Here is a 15,569-nt window from a genome sequence, read left to right as displayed (position 1 = left end):
AGAAAAAAGAACTCCAATTAATCTTTTTTTAAACAATTTATGTAATTCGAAAGTGATTTGAAGTAAACGCAAGTATGGTAACTTTGTAAGAAATAATGGATGAAATTGCGATATATGATATAATTAAGGAGGTTATTAATATTAGAAGAATACTTGGGGGGAAATGCAGTGAATAGCAAATATGAACGAATAAGAAAAGAAATTGAAACCTTAATTATAGCTGGTAAAGAACTTCATAGTTTTGCAGAAGCGGGAAGTGAACAACTTAATTTGACTTATCAACAATGGTATACTAAATCATTAGAGACCATAAGACAACTTACACCAAATAGATTAGATGATTTTAAAGTGTTATACAGAGATGAAAAAAGCAAACATCAATCTTATCCTGAAAAAGATATAAATGATTACTTATCAAAGGGAAGTTTTCCAGGAGCATTTATTTCGTTAAAAGTTTTACAACAATTAAATATTTTAACATCTGCTAATGAACGTATTGATAGTGTACTATTTGATATAAAAAGTATTGTTCAAGCAGATATATTTGATTCAGAAATCGAAAGTGCAAAATACTTGTTAAAACAAGGATTTTTAAGAGCAGCTGGAGCTATTTGTGGAGTTATAATAGAAAAGCATTTTGAAACAGTTTGTAATAACCATAATTTAAAACTTTCTAAAAAAGAACCAACCATCAGTGATTATAATGATGGTTTAAAAAATGCTGGAATTATCCAAACTGAACTGTGGAGATTTATTCAACGTATGGGAGATTTACGTAATCTATGCGATCATAATAAAAAACAAGAGCCTACAAAAGAAAATGTTGAAGACTTAATTGATGGAACAGATAAAATTATTAAATCGATTTTTTAAAATGTATAGGGGGTACCGACTATGGCAATTATGTATTTTGCAAAGTTTAATGTCAATTCAAAAGTACCAGATGTTAGAAGGGGAAAAACAACATTTGATAAAATATTAGATGAACTGTTTAAAAAAATAGATGATAATACAACATATAATTATCGTGCTTACAATAACGTTAAGCAAGATGATAATACATATGAAAAAGTAATGTATATTGATGATAGATATATTTTTTCTGAATTAGAAAAAAATTATGAAGAGAAATATATAATGGGAAAATTAATTAGGAGATATAATATTCATGGTGAAGCATATGATGAGGAAAGTAAGAAATCTATAAAAACAACACATGAAAATTCATCAAGCATTTTATTCTTCTTTGATATTAGAAAAGAAATAATAGCTTTTTGTACAAGGGGTAATTTTGGATATAACCAATTTAATAGAGCAATTAAAGGTTTAGCTGAGGAATATCTACCTGAAATGGAATTTGAAGTATATCTTCAAAAAAATATATATTCAATAGAAGATGAATTGAAAAAATTTAAAAGAATAAATAAGATATCAGCTAATATAATTCCTCCAAATTCTAACGGAAACGATTTAGAGGCATTAGAAAGAAGAGATGTAGAAAAATTAGGACAAGCTGGTGTAACGAAGAAGCAAGTATCCTACTATGCTTCATCAAAAAATGATTACGGAATAGACACAGAAGCTGACTTTATACAAAGTACGTTTCTTCAATGCTCAATTGGGTATGGAGATTTTGTTACAGAAGGTATAAATCATAAAAACGAAAAATATGTGTTTAAGTCAAATGAGGGAGCACTACTTGAAAGAGTTATAAAAGATGAAGAAAAAGACGATACTAAAATTTTCAAAGAACGTGCAGTAATATTTATAACGCAAATACGATCTGCTATAGTTTTAGCTTTAAAGAGGGAATAACTATGGAAAATATGGATATAGAAAATAAAAGCTCTTTTCTTTTTTTGTTAAAACAATCAAAGAAAATTAAAGAAGTAATATCTATTAAAGATTATGAAGTGTGGATTTCCTTAGTAGTAAGCTTGGGTAGTTCATTTTTAATTAAAAATTTATATAATATTATTCCAGTTTCTGAGTTTAATAATCTTATTAGGGTGTTAACTTCAAATATAGCGGTGATGCTTGTTACGCTATTAGGTTTTTCAATAGGAGGGTTAGCTATAATCTCAGGGACTTTGGGAAGTAAATTAGTTCAAAAGATTGAAAAGGAAGATAAAATGATTAATTTAATAGGAATATTATTTAGTTTTTATTTTATAGGATTTATAATAGGTATTACAATAATTATATTTCTATTATTATATATTTGTTCATACTTTCCTTATGCTATTAATATAAAAGGTTTATTCGCATTAGTATTAATAGCTACATATTTATTTAGTTTTTCAATCTTTTATTCTGTCTCTTTATTAGGAACTTGCATACGTATGTTTAAAATTAACTATGATTTTTCAAGAGATAGAGATGAACTAGAGGAATCAAAAGGCCTGACAATAGAAGAAATAAAAAGTAAGTTTGATCACAATAGAATTAATTCATTATTAACTATAATGTTAACCGACCAAAAAGATAAAAAAAGGTTCCTGGATGAATTAGAAAATAATATTGAACATGTAGAAAAAGGTGAAGAAAAAGATATACTTAAAGATTTTATGAGCAAATTTTATAGGAGATAGAAACGAACAGCTATGAAAGTATAATAGAAATGAATAACGAACTATGGCTATATTGACCCTTACCCAATAAACTAGACACTCTAAACTCGTATTATCTCTTGTTTTCGTAGAATAAAATAATATTTCACTTTATACTACTTTAGCATTTCGATTAGCTTTATTATAATAATCTTCAGGGGTCAATGAACATAATATATTAATTCATGTGTTAAATTTTAACGGCATTATTGAATAGACAGGAAGCTGATATTATGTACTCTTATAGTGGACAGACTCAAAGGATTAACAGCTAATAAAATGTAGTATACATTATGTATCATAATGTATACTTAATGGAACAGTATTGTCATTACCATGTATCAACAGTTTGAATAGTATCAATAAGTTAGAATTAGATCTTTGGAACGTTTCTAAAGTGTATTGACTATATGGAACGTAAATTATACTTTAATTCAATAAAACCTGGTAATATCAACAGTTTAATTGAAATTGTAATACAAACTGAAATTTGCTATATATACACTAAGTTAAAAGGAAGATAATAACTTAGTGTATATATAAAACGCTGACTGTTGAGACAGGTGGTTATATTAATAACTTTCGTCCTATTACAATAAGAACTAGTGCAAATCCTATAAATTTTGACAATATTTTTTTAACAAAACAACCTCATAAAAAAATAAATGAAGTAGTTCTGTTAAAGTTATGTTGAAAAAAAATTATAAATAATATATAATTAAATTAACACATATACTGCAGATTAAAATAAGTGAAGAATATTTGTTAAAGAGGTGAGAGTATGAATGAAATAATAAAACAAGAAATTAAAGAATTATTTTATAAGAATAAAGGCTATGCTACAACAAAAGAAATATCCAATAAGGGTATAAATAGATATTATGTTAGTACCCTTGAAAAATCAGGTTTTATTTTAAAAATAAAAACAGGATTATACAAGTGGGTAGATTATGATTTTCAGTACAATTTTGAATTAGTTGATGTATTCAAAATTGTCCCTAAAGGGATATTGTGCCTTACTTCTGCATTAGCTTATCATGATTTAACAACTATTAACCCTTGGCAGTATGAGATCGCTATAGAAAGAAGCAGTAAAGTTATAATACCTGAGTATCCACCAATTAAAATTCTATATTTTTCACAAAAACAGCTAAATATAGGTATAACTAATATAGAAGTAGATGGACATTTAATTAAGATATATGATATCGAAAAGACAATATGTGATTGCATAAGATATAGAAATAAAATTGGAATTGATATTGTGAAAGAAGCAATTAATGAGTATATAAAAAGGAAAGATAGAAACTTTAATAAACTAATGAAATATGCTGAAGTTTGTAGAGTAAAAAAAATACTAAAACAATATTTGGAGGTGCTTGTATGAGTAAGTCAATAAAAGACATTACTGCATCGGTAAGAGCAAGACTTTCGATTATAGCAAAAAAAGAACAAAGAAGTTTTGATTCGGTATTATTATTATATATGCAAGAAAGAATATTATATAGATTGTCTATTTCAAGGTATTGTGAGCGATTTATATTAAAGGGTGGACTATTAATATTCATGTTAACAGGGTATAAGGGAAGACCTACTAAGGATATAGACTTTTTAGCAGAACAAACATCAAATAATATAGAAAATATAAGAAAAGTATTTTTAGAAATATGTAACGTTCAGTGTGAATTTGATGGACTAGTTTTTAGTGGAGATGAAATTGTAGCTGAAGAGATAAAAAAAGATGTAGACTATCACGGTATAAGAGTAAAAACTAATTGTTTTTTAGGTAATGCGAAAAAGGTGCTACAACTAGATATCGGGTTTGGTGATGTTGTTGTTCCAAAGCCACAAATGATGGAATGTCCAATCTTACTTGATATGAAAGCACCAGTAATAAAAGTATATTCTTTAGAATCCATTATTTCAGAAAAGTTTCAAGCTATGATTTCATTATCAGTAATTAATAGTAGAATGAAAGATTTCTATGATATATTTACTCTTTTAAATAATAATAGTTTTGATGGAAGGAAGTTGCAGGAGGCTGTAGGTGAAACATTGAAAACGAGGCACACGGCGATTGAAAGAGAAAATATTATTTTCACAGAAGACTTTATGAAAGATGAGAATAGAATTAAAATGTGGAAAGCTTTTTTAAGAAAGATAAACTCTGACAATATTGAGTTTGATGAAGTTATGAGAGAAATTATAATATTTCTTAAACCTATTTATGATGTAATTGTTCAGGAAGAAGAATTTATCGAGTTTTGGGACCATGATAGGAAGCAGTGGGGTAAGTTTAAAAATAATATTGAGAAAATAAAATAGCTGTTCTGATTTAAATGGGAAGTGGGATTATGCCCTTATAGTTTAAAATTAACTCCTGTCCGACGCACCATAACAAATGCAAGTACCTCAATGATTGGTGGTGCTTGTTATTTTTTTATGATTATAGATTATACCAAAAATAAACAGGTGTTAAGTAGTTCGTTTAGAGTATACCGCAGACGAACGTGAACTAATAGCCTTCAAAGTGGCATTATATGGTGGGGAATATACATATAAAACGGTCATTTACAATATGGACTTTAAACGAACGTTTTAATATAATATGGTAACAGCTAATAATACACTAAAGCAGAAGGTTTTTCTCCTTCTGCAAATAGTAGTCTTTAATTTTCGATTATTCTTTCTTGCTGATACAAGAATTGAAAATTAATATTTTTTAATATTCTATTATAAGTTTAGTCCATTTATCAACATATTCGTCTGTAGCCCATTGATTTAGGATTATGCTTTCATTTTCATCAACATCAATGCTTAATGATGGTTTATCAATTCCAAGTTTAGGACTCGTAAAAATCAGTAATTTAGTAGGAGTTAAAACTGCTAACATATCATTATTAGGTGATGATACTGCATCTTTAGCTTGAGGTATTTTTTGCTTTATCTCATCCCATTCAATACATAAACTATCATACGATGTTATTTTAGTTGGTAGTTTGATATCAGTATTAATATATTTTTCTACACTTCTTCCGCTAGAGCCGTTTCCACTATGGTGGTATATATTCAACAGTGGAATAGAGACTTGCCATTTGCCCTCCTTTCTAAATAACTGGAGATTATTACTATCTATAAGTTGATCTACCCTGAGGAGCTCATCTGAACTAATATTTTTATTATATTTTTGGGAATATCCTTTGATTTTTAGTTGCTCGCTTTTATCTAACAAATTAAAAAGTGTTTTGGATTTATCAATCCCATCTAAATCTGATAAATTCCCTATTTCATATATTTTAAAATCATCATATGATTTTTTATAAGATCCACCACCTGTATCAAAATTACTAGTCATAATAGAAGCATAGTTATTTCCTACATAGTAAAGCCATTGTGTTTGCAATATATAAAAACCGCCTAGATACCCTTCCTCTTGATTAAGATATTTCTTCCTGAAAGTGTCAGGTGTAAATAAATCACTCATAGATTTACTAGCAGGATGCGAAACTATATTTGAAAAATTATAATATGTATAGAATTCATTATAAATATCATCTGGTTGATTTTCTGAATCACTAATTGGGTCTGACATAATAAATTTGTTATTACCGATTTTGTAAAAGCTATCTTTGTACGGTGCAATTATCTCGTTTTCTTTCTGTTTACAAGTGATCTTTTCATTATCTTCATAGATCCATAATGTTCTGTAATCATTTGGTATTCTTTTTATATCATTTATTTCATTTTCTTTTGATAGCCCTATTAATAACCCTGAATTAATTTTGTGACTTGTATCTTTTTCAGTTTTTTCTTTGCTTGATATAATATCAGAACTTTTATTGTTATTAGTTGATTTTTCACTAGCAGGTTGTTTAGGACTACACCCTATAGCCAAAGTAGTGAATAAAGTAAAGATAACTAAAAATTTATGCTTTCTAAATATATTACTCATTTTTTCAATCGCTCCCTTATATATATTTATACTAATTTAATTTATCCTCAGTTTACGTAAAAAAAATATGTGTTATTCAAATCTATTATTTTGTATCTATTTTTTTGCAAAATCAACTACACATTTTATATCAAATAACCGCATAATTTAAAATTAATTGTAATTAGTTTTTTCATTTGTTTACAACAACTCCCCCAATACTATTAGTAAAACTATCTAACTACTGTGAAACAAAATATTTACTTAAGTATACTATTAATAATGCAAATAATATATGGGAATAAATGGGACATATACACATATTGTAAAGGAATCAAAAAATAAATAATATCGTGAAATGGAAATTTTCACGACATTTTATTGTTCTTTATAACTATCCTATACCCTCATTGGTTCATTTATATATGTTGATATACACTATTTTCACTGTATAAACGGTGTCTAATTGAGAGATACACTACTTTTATTCACTTTTTTTACTTATCTTCACGAATCCATCGACTGTAATTTTCTTTAATGCCAAAAACTACTGCCAGTAATGAAAAAATAATAGCTAATGAACCAACAATAATTACCACTAAATCTTGACTTTCTTTTGCTATATACCAATTCATAAATTGAGAAATTGGCACAATCAATTTTAATAAAATAAAAAATGCAATTGCTATGATTAAATATCTAAGTTTGTATATCATGTGTGGTGGCGCCCCCTTTTCAACTAAAAACGTATCATGTTATTAATTCATGGTGTTTAATAAACGATATTCTAGAAAGCTCAAATCAGCTCATTTCACTAATTATACTATAGATTACATATATTTCACATAAAGAGTTTTGTGCTTTTAAGCCATACAATATAATAAACGTTATCTTGAATGGGGTATACCACCTATCAGTTGATTGTTAAACGTCAAATTATAACTACTTGAAACGTCACTTTATTTATATTACTAGTAGATAATTTACGTCAGATTATCCCTATAAAATCATTTTATCAATAAGAAAAAATCAGTTTATTACTAAGATTTTTTTTAGCCGGTAGACTACTTTTCTATAAAAAAATGAGCAGCAATAGTAGCTACCCATGTATGTTAGTTTAAATCAATATTGGTCAACCAGTTGATATGATTGAACAAATAACTAATATTATTCATGAAATTGGAGTGCCTGCACATATAAAAGATTGTATGTATTTAAGGGAAGCAATAAATAGGGTAGTGAGTGATCCTGGACTTCTATCAAGCATTACAAAAGTATTATATCCATCAATAGGTAAAGAATTCTACGCTACTGCTAGTAGCGTAGAGAGAGCAATAAGACATGCAATAGATGTTGCATGGAGTAGAGGACGATTAGAAACTATTAATAAGATTTTCGGTTATACTATTAAAAATGAAGACGGAAGGCCTACTAATTTGGAATTTATAGCAATGGTATCTGACAAGTTAAGATTAGAAAATAGGGCTATCTAATTGGTTTTAGATAATAAACCCATACCCATATAACTATCCTTTACTCTCATTGTTACTCTTATGTATGTCAGTTTAATGTTTGAGCGAGTTGTTTCTAGGTGCCAAACACAATTTGGGGTGAAAATATTATGATAATTTCAGAAAATTTGTATAAGAAAATAATGGATGACGGTGTAAATCATAATTACCCTCTCTCCTCAGAAGAATTTTACTCTATTTAATTTATTAAGAAAAGATATTAAAGTAAAATTTAATTTCATTACATAAAATAATATTTTATGTAGTGTGCCAACATATTATAATCAACTGTAACATATTACCATAAGATGTTGTATTTTAATATATTTTTATTTCCCCATAACATGACATTATATTTTTAGTATACTTGGAACAAATTAGTTAAAGTAAAACTTATGAACAGAGCTTGTCAGTTTAGCTTCCAAGCTCTGTGAGGTGCCTGATTCTTGGGAATGATTATAAACTAAAAAAGGGCTTAGACTGCGATTTATAAGGAGTGAATATTAACATTACAAATGATACTGATAAAAGGATAGTGTTAACTAACCTATGAAAAAACACATGTTGGTAAAATTAGGATATAAATTCTAGGTTGGAAACTTAAAATATTCTTTAGCTATAGAAAATAGTACTAAGAGTATCTCCAAGTAAGTGTATTATTTAAAGATTTTGTTCTATATTAATAAAAAAAGGCAGCAAAAATATACCTGTTCAGATTGCTCCTTTTTTATGGAACCCTGCCGGGTAAGGAAAATTTAATTATGTTAAAAGATAAATTCACCTATACAACTTGTTTTTCTATTATAAGCCGTTGTGAAAGTTCAATTAGTTTTTGCCATTTTCCTGGCATAGTAGAAATATTTTCAAGCTCAGGGATGGAGTTTAATGGTGCCCAATAAGCGTAGGAGTGGGGTCGAAGAAAATTGTAATAAGCTACGAATAGGGTTAAATGTGTATTCGATCCTTCTTCACTACCAAAGCCATTTGTAACCCTATAGGAGAATTTAAATGTTCTGTTGAGACGCTCTATTATTTGTTTAAGCCAACGATATTCAGTTGAAATAGGATCGACATTAGTAAGCCCGATTACTTGGATTACATCGAAGTCAAAGCCCTTAAGGTTAAACTGTTGCTGCGCAAGTTTATATGCGGTATAACCGTCAGCAACAAATTTAAGTGACTTGCCAGGGAACTTTTTAAACTTATTAAATGCCATACGCATAGTTAAAATACAAGGGCCGGTATCGCGGCTAAAAGACGCTTGGTATCCTAGAATTGATTTTTTAATGGCGTCCATTACAATCCAGACATATTGATGTACTCCTTTAACTTTAGTATATGTTTCGTCAGCAGCTAGATAGTTAGTTGGCTTATAGTCATAACTATCCACAAAGGTTTTAACTAAAGCGCCAGCTGTAACGGCATATCTACTAACCATTACATGAGATATTTTAACCCCGTGTATATCCCAAAGAGCCCGCGCCGTATGGCGTGTAGATAGTCCTAAATTAACGTTGTATGTCAGGCAAAGCCCCATTACATGAGGTGAAAAATTCCTGAAATTTAGGCTGATAGCACCCTTTGGCATAGAGGATAAATCCACATCAAAATAATTTGTGGTAAACTCCCTGTAAATATAATGCAACTTAAATTTGTGTTTATCCTTCTTATATTCTTTAATGTCTTCAAGAGAAAGATTTGCAAGAGAGTGAAGGTAAAAACTACATTTTTTATTAACGCATTTATGGATAAAAAAATTTTTACGGTCCTTCTTCTTACTTAGGGCATGTCCACAAAATGGGCAAATGAGTTTCTCACTCTTCAAATCAACCTTGTTTTTGTTGAAATGTAGATCGCAAACTTTGCACCAAAGTTGCCCGCGACCACCCGCGTTATCGTAGATATATGTGTGCGGGGCGCCACATTGAGGGCATACAGTATCAGGTGATATAGGATGATTACGACGAGAATTGACAGGCTTTTTATCCTTACCATGAGTGGTTTTATATTCATCTAAGAGTTGCCTGTAATCAAGTTTTTTAAAAGTCTTAATAATTGGTAATTTATCTACAGTAAGCTTTTTATATTTAGGACTTGTCATATCGTATTTCGGAACTTTTAGCGGTATATTTTTAGCAATAAAAATAAGTAATTGTTTGATTTGAGAAAGTAATACTTGATTATATGTAACTAACATTGTTATAATTGGACTCACAATGACACCTTCTTTCGGGAATTTTTGTTGGGTTAGATACAACAATTATACCAGAAAGAGGGGGGTCATTGCTTTTTTTGTTAAAAGTAGCTACAATCCTTGCAATAGCAGGGTTTTAAATAAATAAAACAAAGATAGTGTTTACACTATCGATAAAAGTAAAGGGGACGTTTTTAGTAGATTATCACGTTAAGCTATTTTTAATGACTTAAAGTTGTTACATTGGGGATAATATAGTTAATCTCAACAAATAATTAATGACATAACCTAAAAACTAAAAAGAGGGTGTAGTTTGGTTTGATGATTTTAAATATATTAGTAGGTTTTATAATCCCGTGGGTATTCGGAATAATCCTTTATTTTAAAGATAAAAAAATAGTATTAATTATTGCGCCTTTTGCTTCAATGCTGGCATATACTGTAGACGAATGCTTTCATCTTGAATTCTGGAGCTTAGCACCTTTCAACATTAATGATGACTATACTTCTTTATCTGTACAACTAGGGTTATTTTCTATCTTGGGGTGTTACATGATTTACTATATTACAAAAAACATGATAAACGCTTATTTTATTATTATGTTTTTTACAGTAATTACAACTATACTTGAGTATTTAGGGGTTCTATTTAATGTAGTTTCCTATAGAAATGGATGGAATATAGGATGGACGTTTTTATCATATCTTATTCCATATTTACTAGTATACTGGTTCTACATAAAAATGAGAGACCTTAAAGTATTTTAATGAAATAATTATTCAGGATGAAATTATATTAAACAATCCGTAGTTCCAATAAAATCTAAGCCCAATTCATCAGCGTGGACTGCCTCTTTATAACTTAGGTTTACCTCACTCTTTTTGAACGTGAAATTTTTTAACCCTCTATAACTATTCTTAATAAGTTCCCATTGATTAATATATTATTTAATTACTAATTCATATAAATTATCATTATAATTACTAGTAAAACCATTCAATATAATAAAAGTTATATTGAATGGTTTTGTTTTTTGATTTAAACTACGCTTTTCACTTAAATTATATACTTTTTTATAAATTATATGGTATACTTTAATTGTTTACATTATGTATACATGCATAATGTTAATGTAAACAGTTGTTTACGAGTGTTTACATTAAAGCTTTATTTCTAAAGCAAAAAAATATTATCAGTTTAGATAAAAAAATAAATCAATAAAATATCATTGAACATAATTATCATAGGATTTATACTGTGTATGGTAGTAATTTTCACTAGCTAATGCTCAGAAGTATAGTCGGCATTGAGTTATGAAAAAATTCAAATATATAAGTTCACAATCTAGAAAATACGGTGCTAAAAGGGGATTTACTAAATGGATGCAATATTAAGCGTAAGAATAAGTGATGAGTTAAAACAAAAATTTAATGAATTAGCTCAAAATGAAGGAATAAACAATAAGGAATTGATGGAGCAAGTCGTTAAATACTATGAATTGAATAGAGCAAGAGAAGAGGATAGTAATATGTCCGAAGATATAAAAGAGTTACAAACAATAACCAGTAGAATAGCTGATATATATATAAATATAGTAGAAAGAAATAATGTTAAAACTTTAGAGGTTAAAAATGTACATAGAAATGAGTTAGTAAATAAGAATACAGAGGTTCAAGAATTAAAAGAAGAAATCATTTTAATCAAAGAGGAAAATAAAAAAGTAATCTCACTAGGAAAAGAACTGTATGATGTTAAAAATGCACATAAAGAACTACAAGAAAATATTAAGAGCCTTAAAACATTTAATAATATGCAAAATGAAAAGATAATAAATCTAACTCAGGTTAATGAGATGTATATTAAATATAAAGATGAGATTGTAAAACTTAAAACAGATCATACCCTCTCAATAAATGAGAATATGCAACTTAAGAATGACTTGCTAAATATAAAGGATAAAAGAGATAAATTAATTAAAGAGATAGATGAGTTAGATCAAATAAATAAAAACAAAATAGATGAACTAGAAATTAAATCTAAACAGGATATTGAGCTTCAAAAGGAAAGAACAGGTTTTGAAGTTGGAAAAGAAGTTTTAAGATTAAGAGAGCAACAACAAATTAGTATGCAAGAATTACAAGAAGGATTTAATGACAGAATTAATAAATTACTAAGAGAAAAAGAGGAAGCAACTGAAAAATTCAAAAATATGATTTTGGAAATGGATAGAAAAAAGATTGAAAATGAAGATATTGTTATTGAAAAGAAATAAATAGCTAATGCTTTTACACACTTTGTTTTGATTAATATTATATATAAATTAATTTAATAAAATAAAAACACCCAATTTTATATTGGATGTTTTTATTTTATTAAATCATTCTATTAATATTTATTTTATTATTAATTAATAAAATTCAAACTGTAATCTAACCAAAGAGAGCAACTACTGCTAGCGCGCCTACGACGCCACCGCAAATTGTAGCTACTACTGGTATCCATGCGTATCCCCAATCAGAATCGCCTTTGCCGGCTATTGGTAATATAGCATGAGCTATTCTAGGTCCTAAATCTCTAGCTGGATTGATAGCATATCCAGTTGGTCCACCTAAAGATAAACCTATTACTAAAATAATAAATGCAGCGATAAGTGGCCCAAATCCAGGAGATAATTCTGTTTGGGAAACTCCTAATAAAGTAAATACTAATACAAATGTGCCAATAAATTCTGATAAAAAGTTTGATGGTGTATGTCTAATTGCTGGTGCTGTACAGAATACAGCAAGTTTTCCTGCTTTATCATCTGTAACTGCCCAATGAGGGTAATACATTAACCAAACAAGGACTCCACCTACTATACCTCCAAGCATCTCTGCTATAATATAACCAGGTACCACTGACCAAGATAGTTTTCCAATTACAGCTAAGGCTATAGTAAGTGCAGGATTGAAAGAAGCTCCGCTTACTGTAAAGATGTAAGCTGGAATACCAACAGCAAATGCCCAACCAAAACAAATAACTATCCAACCAGAATTATTTCCTTTTGTCTTATTTAGAACTACATTTGCAACTACACCATCACCAAGAAGAATAAGTAACATTGTTCCGAAAAACTCTGCATAGTATATTAACATATTATTATACCTCCATATAAATTATTTTATAAAGAAGTAAAATGTAAAATTCATTCTACTTCTCTAATTACATTTAGTTATTTTTCTTCCCAGTCTCTTGATCTTCCAACAGCCTTATGCCATCCTTTTAAAAGTTCTACTCTCTTTTCTTCTTCCATTTTTGACTCAAAAGATCTTGAAAGTGCCCAATTTTTCGAAATTTCTTCTTGATCCTTCCAGTATCCAACTGCGAGTCCTGCTAAATATGCAGCACCTAAAGCTGTTGTTTCAATTACTTCTGGTCTATCAACTTGAACATCTAATATATCTGACTGAAATTGCATTAAGAAGTTATTAGCACATGCTCCACCATCAACTTTTAAAGCTTTAAGAGTTATACCAGAATCTTCTTGCATAGCTTTTAATACATCATTTGTTTGATAAGCAAGAGACTCAAGTGCTGCTCTTATAAAGTGTTCTTTCTTAGTTCCACGAGTTAATCCAACTATTGTTCCTCTTGCATATGGATCCCAATATGGTGCACCAAGTCCAACAAAAGCTGGTACCATATATACTCCATCTGTATCTTCAACAGCTGTAGCATATTCTTCTGAGTCAGGAGCGCTTTTAATCATTCTTAATTCGTCTCTTAACCATTGAATAGTTGCACCTGCAACGAATACACTTCCCTCAAGAGCATAATTGACTTTACCATTAATACCATAAGCTATAGTTGTAAGTAAGCCATTGTGAGACTCCACTGCTTTTTCGCCAGTGTTCATTAATAAGAAGCAACCAGTACCATAAGTATTTTTAGCTGTTCCAGCTTGATAACAAGTTTGACCAAACAATGCAGCTTGTTGATCTCCTGCTGCGCCAGCTATAGCTATCGGAGAACCAAATATTGTATCGTCAGTATATCCATAAACACAACTAGATGGTTTTACTTCTGCAAGCATCGATTTAGGTATGTCTAAAGTTTTAAGTATTTCATCATCCCATTTTAATTCATGTATGTTATATAACATTGTTCTAGATGCATTTGTATAATCTGTTACATGAACTTTACCAGCAGTTAATTTCCAAATTAACCATGTATCAACAGTACCAAATATTAAATTCCCTTTTTCAGCTTCGCTGCGAGCTCCAGCAACATTGTCGAGTATCCATTTAACCTTTGTTGCAGAAAAATAAGCATCAAGGATAAGTCCAGTTTTGTCTCTTACTACTTTATCAAAACCAGTAGCTTTTAATTCATCACAGGTGCCAGCAGTTCTTCTACACTGCCAAACAATTGCATTATATACAGGAACTCCAGTGTATTTATCCCAAACAAGTGTAGTTTCTCTTTGATTAGTTATACCAATAGCAGAAATATCTTTTGCAGTTACATTGATCTTAGCCATAGCTTCTTGAGCCATACCTAATTGAGTAGCCCAGATTTCCATAGGATCATGCTCAACCCAGCCTGGATTCGGATATATTTGCTTAAATTCCTTTTGAGCTTGACTTACAATTAGTCCTTCTTTGTTAAACAGAATACATCTCGAACTTGTTGTTCCTTGGTCTAGTGCCATTACATACTTAGTCATAAATTTTACACTCCTTCATGATTTTATTAGTAACCGTTTACGTTTAATTTATAGAAACACGGTAATAAATTAGTTAATACCGCGATTTTATCCTTAATTAATTTGCCACTTGGGTGGCACTATACTTTTTCAATATCCTTAGTTGCTATAATATTTACGCCTGTGTTAAGTACGTTTTTTAGCACAACATCCCCAATATGGACGGGAGCTTTTATTACAATATTTTTCAATTCTCCTACGCAGTCATAAATCAAATTTTTTGGAATATCTTTCTCTGTTTTTACAGAAAGTATCTCACTTTTACCACCGGTCACTAAAATAGAGGAAGTAACAATTCTTGTAGGATTAGTACATTCCTTCTTGCCATAGTTTTCACCAAGCTTACAAGTATTCCCGGATACACTTATAACTTTTTCTCCTTCAAGTTCTACTATAAGAGCGCAACCTATTGGACAACCTATGCATGTTAATTCTCGCCTACTCATAATTCACTACTCCTTTTCTACTTTTATAGTAATTTTAGTGCAGTCACTATATTTATCAAAAATTGCTTTAGTAAGTTTAACGCTTTCCATTTCACCAGGGGTTAGTATTTTCTTCTTTAAATGCATTTCGCGA

The 15,569-nt window shown here is 29.4% G+C and carries 13 protein-coding genes and 1 pseudogene; 8 read left to right on the top strand and 6 right to left on the bottom strand.

Going from position 1 to position 15,569, the window contains the following annotated elements; translation table 11 throughout:
• Positions 1–153 precede the first annotated feature (153 nt).
• The 5 genes from ACREVX_RS07915 to ACREVX_RS07895 all read left to right on the top strand — a co-directional run bounded on the left by ACREVX_RS07915 (position 154) and on the right by ACREVX_RS07895 (position 4,934).
• Positions 154–873, top strand: coding sequence for a hypothetical protein (locus tag ACREVX_RS07915; RefSeq protein WP_431543634.1), 720 nt, complete (start codon positions 154–156; stop codon positions 871–873).
• 21 nt (positions 874–894) lie between these two features.
• On the top strand, positions 895–1,815 hold the full coding sequence (locus ACREVX_RS07910) for a DUF4747 family protein (RefSeq protein ID WP_431543633.1): 921 nt from the start codon (positions 895–897) through the stop codon (positions 1,813–1,815).
• A gap of 2 nt (positions 1,816–1,817) precedes the next feature.
• Positions 1,818–2,591, top strand: a complete 774-nt coding sequence (locus ACREVX_RS07905) for a hypothetical protein (protein ID WP_431543632.1) — start codon at positions 1,818–1,820, stop codon at positions 2,589–2,591.
• 799 nt (positions 2,592–3,390) lie between these two features.
• Positions 3,391–3,996, top strand: coding sequence for a type IV toxin-antitoxin system AbiEi family antitoxin domain-containing protein (locus ACREVX_RS07900; protein WP_431543631.1), 606 nt, complete (start codon positions 3,391–3,393; stop codon positions 3,994–3,996).
• Positions 3,993–4,934, top strand: coding sequence for a nucleotidyl transferase AbiEii/AbiGii toxin family protein (locus tag ACREVX_RS07895; RefSeq protein WP_431543630.1), 942 nt, complete (start codon positions 3,993–3,995; stop codon positions 4,932–4,934). Before ACREVX_RS07900 ends, ACREVX_RS07895 begins: the two co-directional genes overlap by 4 nt.
• 397 nt (positions 4,935–5,331) lie before the next feature.
• Here ACREVX_RS07895 and ACREVX_RS07890 read toward each other — a convergent pair whose 3' ends face one another.
• Positions 5,332–6,561, bottom strand: coding sequence for a hypothetical protein (locus ACREVX_RS07890; protein ID WP_431543629.1), 1,230 nt, complete (start codon positions 6,559–6,561; stop codon positions 5,332–5,334).
• Between the two features lie 476 nt (positions 6,562–7,037).
• On the bottom strand, positions 7,038–7,256 hold the full coding sequence (locus ACREVX_RS07885) for a hypothetical protein (protein WP_431543628.1): 219 nt from the start codon (positions 7,254–7,256) through the stop codon (positions 7,038–7,040).
• Between the two features lie 441 nt (positions 7,257–7,697).
• On the opposite strand from ACREVX_RS07885, the pseudogene ACREVX_RS07880 reads away from it, so the two are divergent.
• Positions 7,698–8,033, top strand: a pseudogene (locus ACREVX_RS07880) (sporulation initiation factor Spo0A C-terminal domain-containing protein); the annotation flags it as partial.
• Between the two features lie 799 nt (positions 8,034–8,832).
• On the opposite strand, the gene ACREVX_RS07875 reads toward ACREVX_RS07880, so the two are convergent.
• Entirely contained in the window at positions 8,833–10,266 is a 1,434-nt protein-coding gene (locus tag ACREVX_RS07875; RefSeq protein ID WP_431543627.1) for a DDE-type integrase/transposase/recombinase, read from the bottom strand.
• Positions 10,267–10,563: 297 nt separating this feature from the next.
• Between ACREVX_RS07875 and ACREVX_RS07870 the strand changes: the two genes are divergently transcribed.
• Together ACREVX_RS07870 and ACREVX_RS07865 are read left to right on the top strand one after the other, a co-directional pair.
• Positions 10,564–11,013 (top strand): CBO0543 family protein, encoded by a 450-nt coding sequence (locus ACREVX_RS07870; RefSeq protein WP_431543626.1) that lies wholly within the window; start codon positions 10,564–10,566, stop codon positions 11,011–11,013.
• Between the two features lie 611 nt (positions 11,014–11,624).
• Positions 11,625–12,518, top strand: coding sequence for a hypothetical protein (locus ACREVX_RS07865; protein WP_431543625.1), 894 nt, complete (start codon positions 11,625–11,627; stop codon positions 12,516–12,518).
• A gap of 157 nt (positions 12,519–12,675) precedes the next feature.
• On the opposite strand, the gene ACREVX_RS07860 is transcribed toward ACREVX_RS07865, so the two are convergent.
• The 3 genes from ACREVX_RS07860 to ACREVX_RS07850 all read right to left on the bottom strand — a co-directional run bounded on the left by ACREVX_RS07860 (position 12,676) and on the right by ACREVX_RS07850 (position 15,436).
• Positions 12,676–13,380 (bottom strand): MIP/aquaporin family protein, encoded by a 705-nt coding sequence (locus ACREVX_RS07860; protein ID WP_431543624.1) that lies wholly within the window; start codon positions 13,378–13,380, stop codon positions 12,676–12,678.
• A 77-nt stretch (positions 13,381–13,457) separates the two neighbouring features.
• Positions 13,458–14,951, bottom strand: coding sequence for a glycerol kinase GlpK (glpK, locus tag ACREVX_RS07855; RefSeq protein ID WP_431543623.1), 1,494 nt, complete (start codon positions 14,949–14,951; stop codon positions 13,458–13,460).
• A gap of 119 nt (positions 14,952–15,070) precedes the next feature.
• Positions 15,071–15,436 carry a DUF1667 domain-containing protein gene (locus ACREVX_RS07850; RefSeq protein WP_431543622.1) on the bottom strand — a complete coding sequence of 122 codons (366 nt, stop codon included), beginning with the start codon at positions 15,434–15,436 and terminating at the stop codon, positions 15,071–15,073.
• Positions 15,437–15,569: the final 133 nt, after the last annotated feature.

The organism is Clostridium sp. (genome assembly GCF_050717545.1).
Taxonomy (GTDB): domain Bacteria; phylum Bacillota; class Clostridia; order Clostridiales; family Clostridiaceae; genus Clostridium_AD.
This window is presented reverse-complemented; position numbering and strand designations above follow the sequence as displayed.

What these genes read in the sequence shown, in the direction of transcription:
- ACREVX_RS07910 (WP_431543633.1), top strand. Translation starts at nt 895, where the DNA reads ATGGCAATTATGTATTTTGCAAAGTTTAATGTCAATTCAAAAGTACCA.
- ACREVX_RS07905 (WP_431543632.1), top strand. Translation starts at nt 1,818, where the DNA reads ATGGAAAATATGGATATAGAAAATAAAAGCTCTTTTCTTTTTTTGTTA.
- ACREVX_RS07900 (WP_431543631.1), top strand. Translation starts at nt 3,391, where the DNA reads ATGAATGAAATAATAAAACAAGAAATTAAAGAATTATTTTATAAGAAT.
- ACREVX_RS07895 (WP_431543630.1), top strand. Translation starts at nt 3,993, where the DNA reads ATGAGTAAGTCAATAAAAGACATTACTGCATCGGTAAGAGCAAGACTT.
- ACREVX_RS07890 (WP_431543629.1), bottom strand. Translation starts at nt 6,561, where the DNA reads ATGAGTAATATATTTAGAAAGCATAAATTTTTAGTTATCTTTACTTTA.
- ACREVX_RS07885 (WP_431543628.1), bottom strand. Translation starts at nt 7,256, where the DNA reads ATGATATACAAACTTAGATATTTAATCATAGCAATTGCATTTTTTATT.
- ACREVX_RS07865 (WP_431543625.1), top strand. Translation starts at nt 11,625, where the DNA reads ATGGATGCAATATTAAGCGTAAGAATAAGTGATGAGTTAAAACAAAAA.
- ACREVX_RS07860 (WP_431543624.1), bottom strand. Translation starts at nt 13,380, where the DNA reads ATGTTAATATACTATGCAGAGTTTTTCGGAACAATGTTACTTATTCTT.
- glpK (WP_431543623.1), bottom strand. Translation starts at nt 14,951, where the DNA reads ATGACTAAGTATGTAATGGCACTAGACCAAGGAACAACAAGTTCGAGA.
- ACREVX_RS07850 (WP_431543622.1), bottom strand. Translation starts at nt 15,436, where the DNA reads ATGAGTAGGCGAGAATTAACATGCATAGGTTGTCCAATAGGTTGCGCT.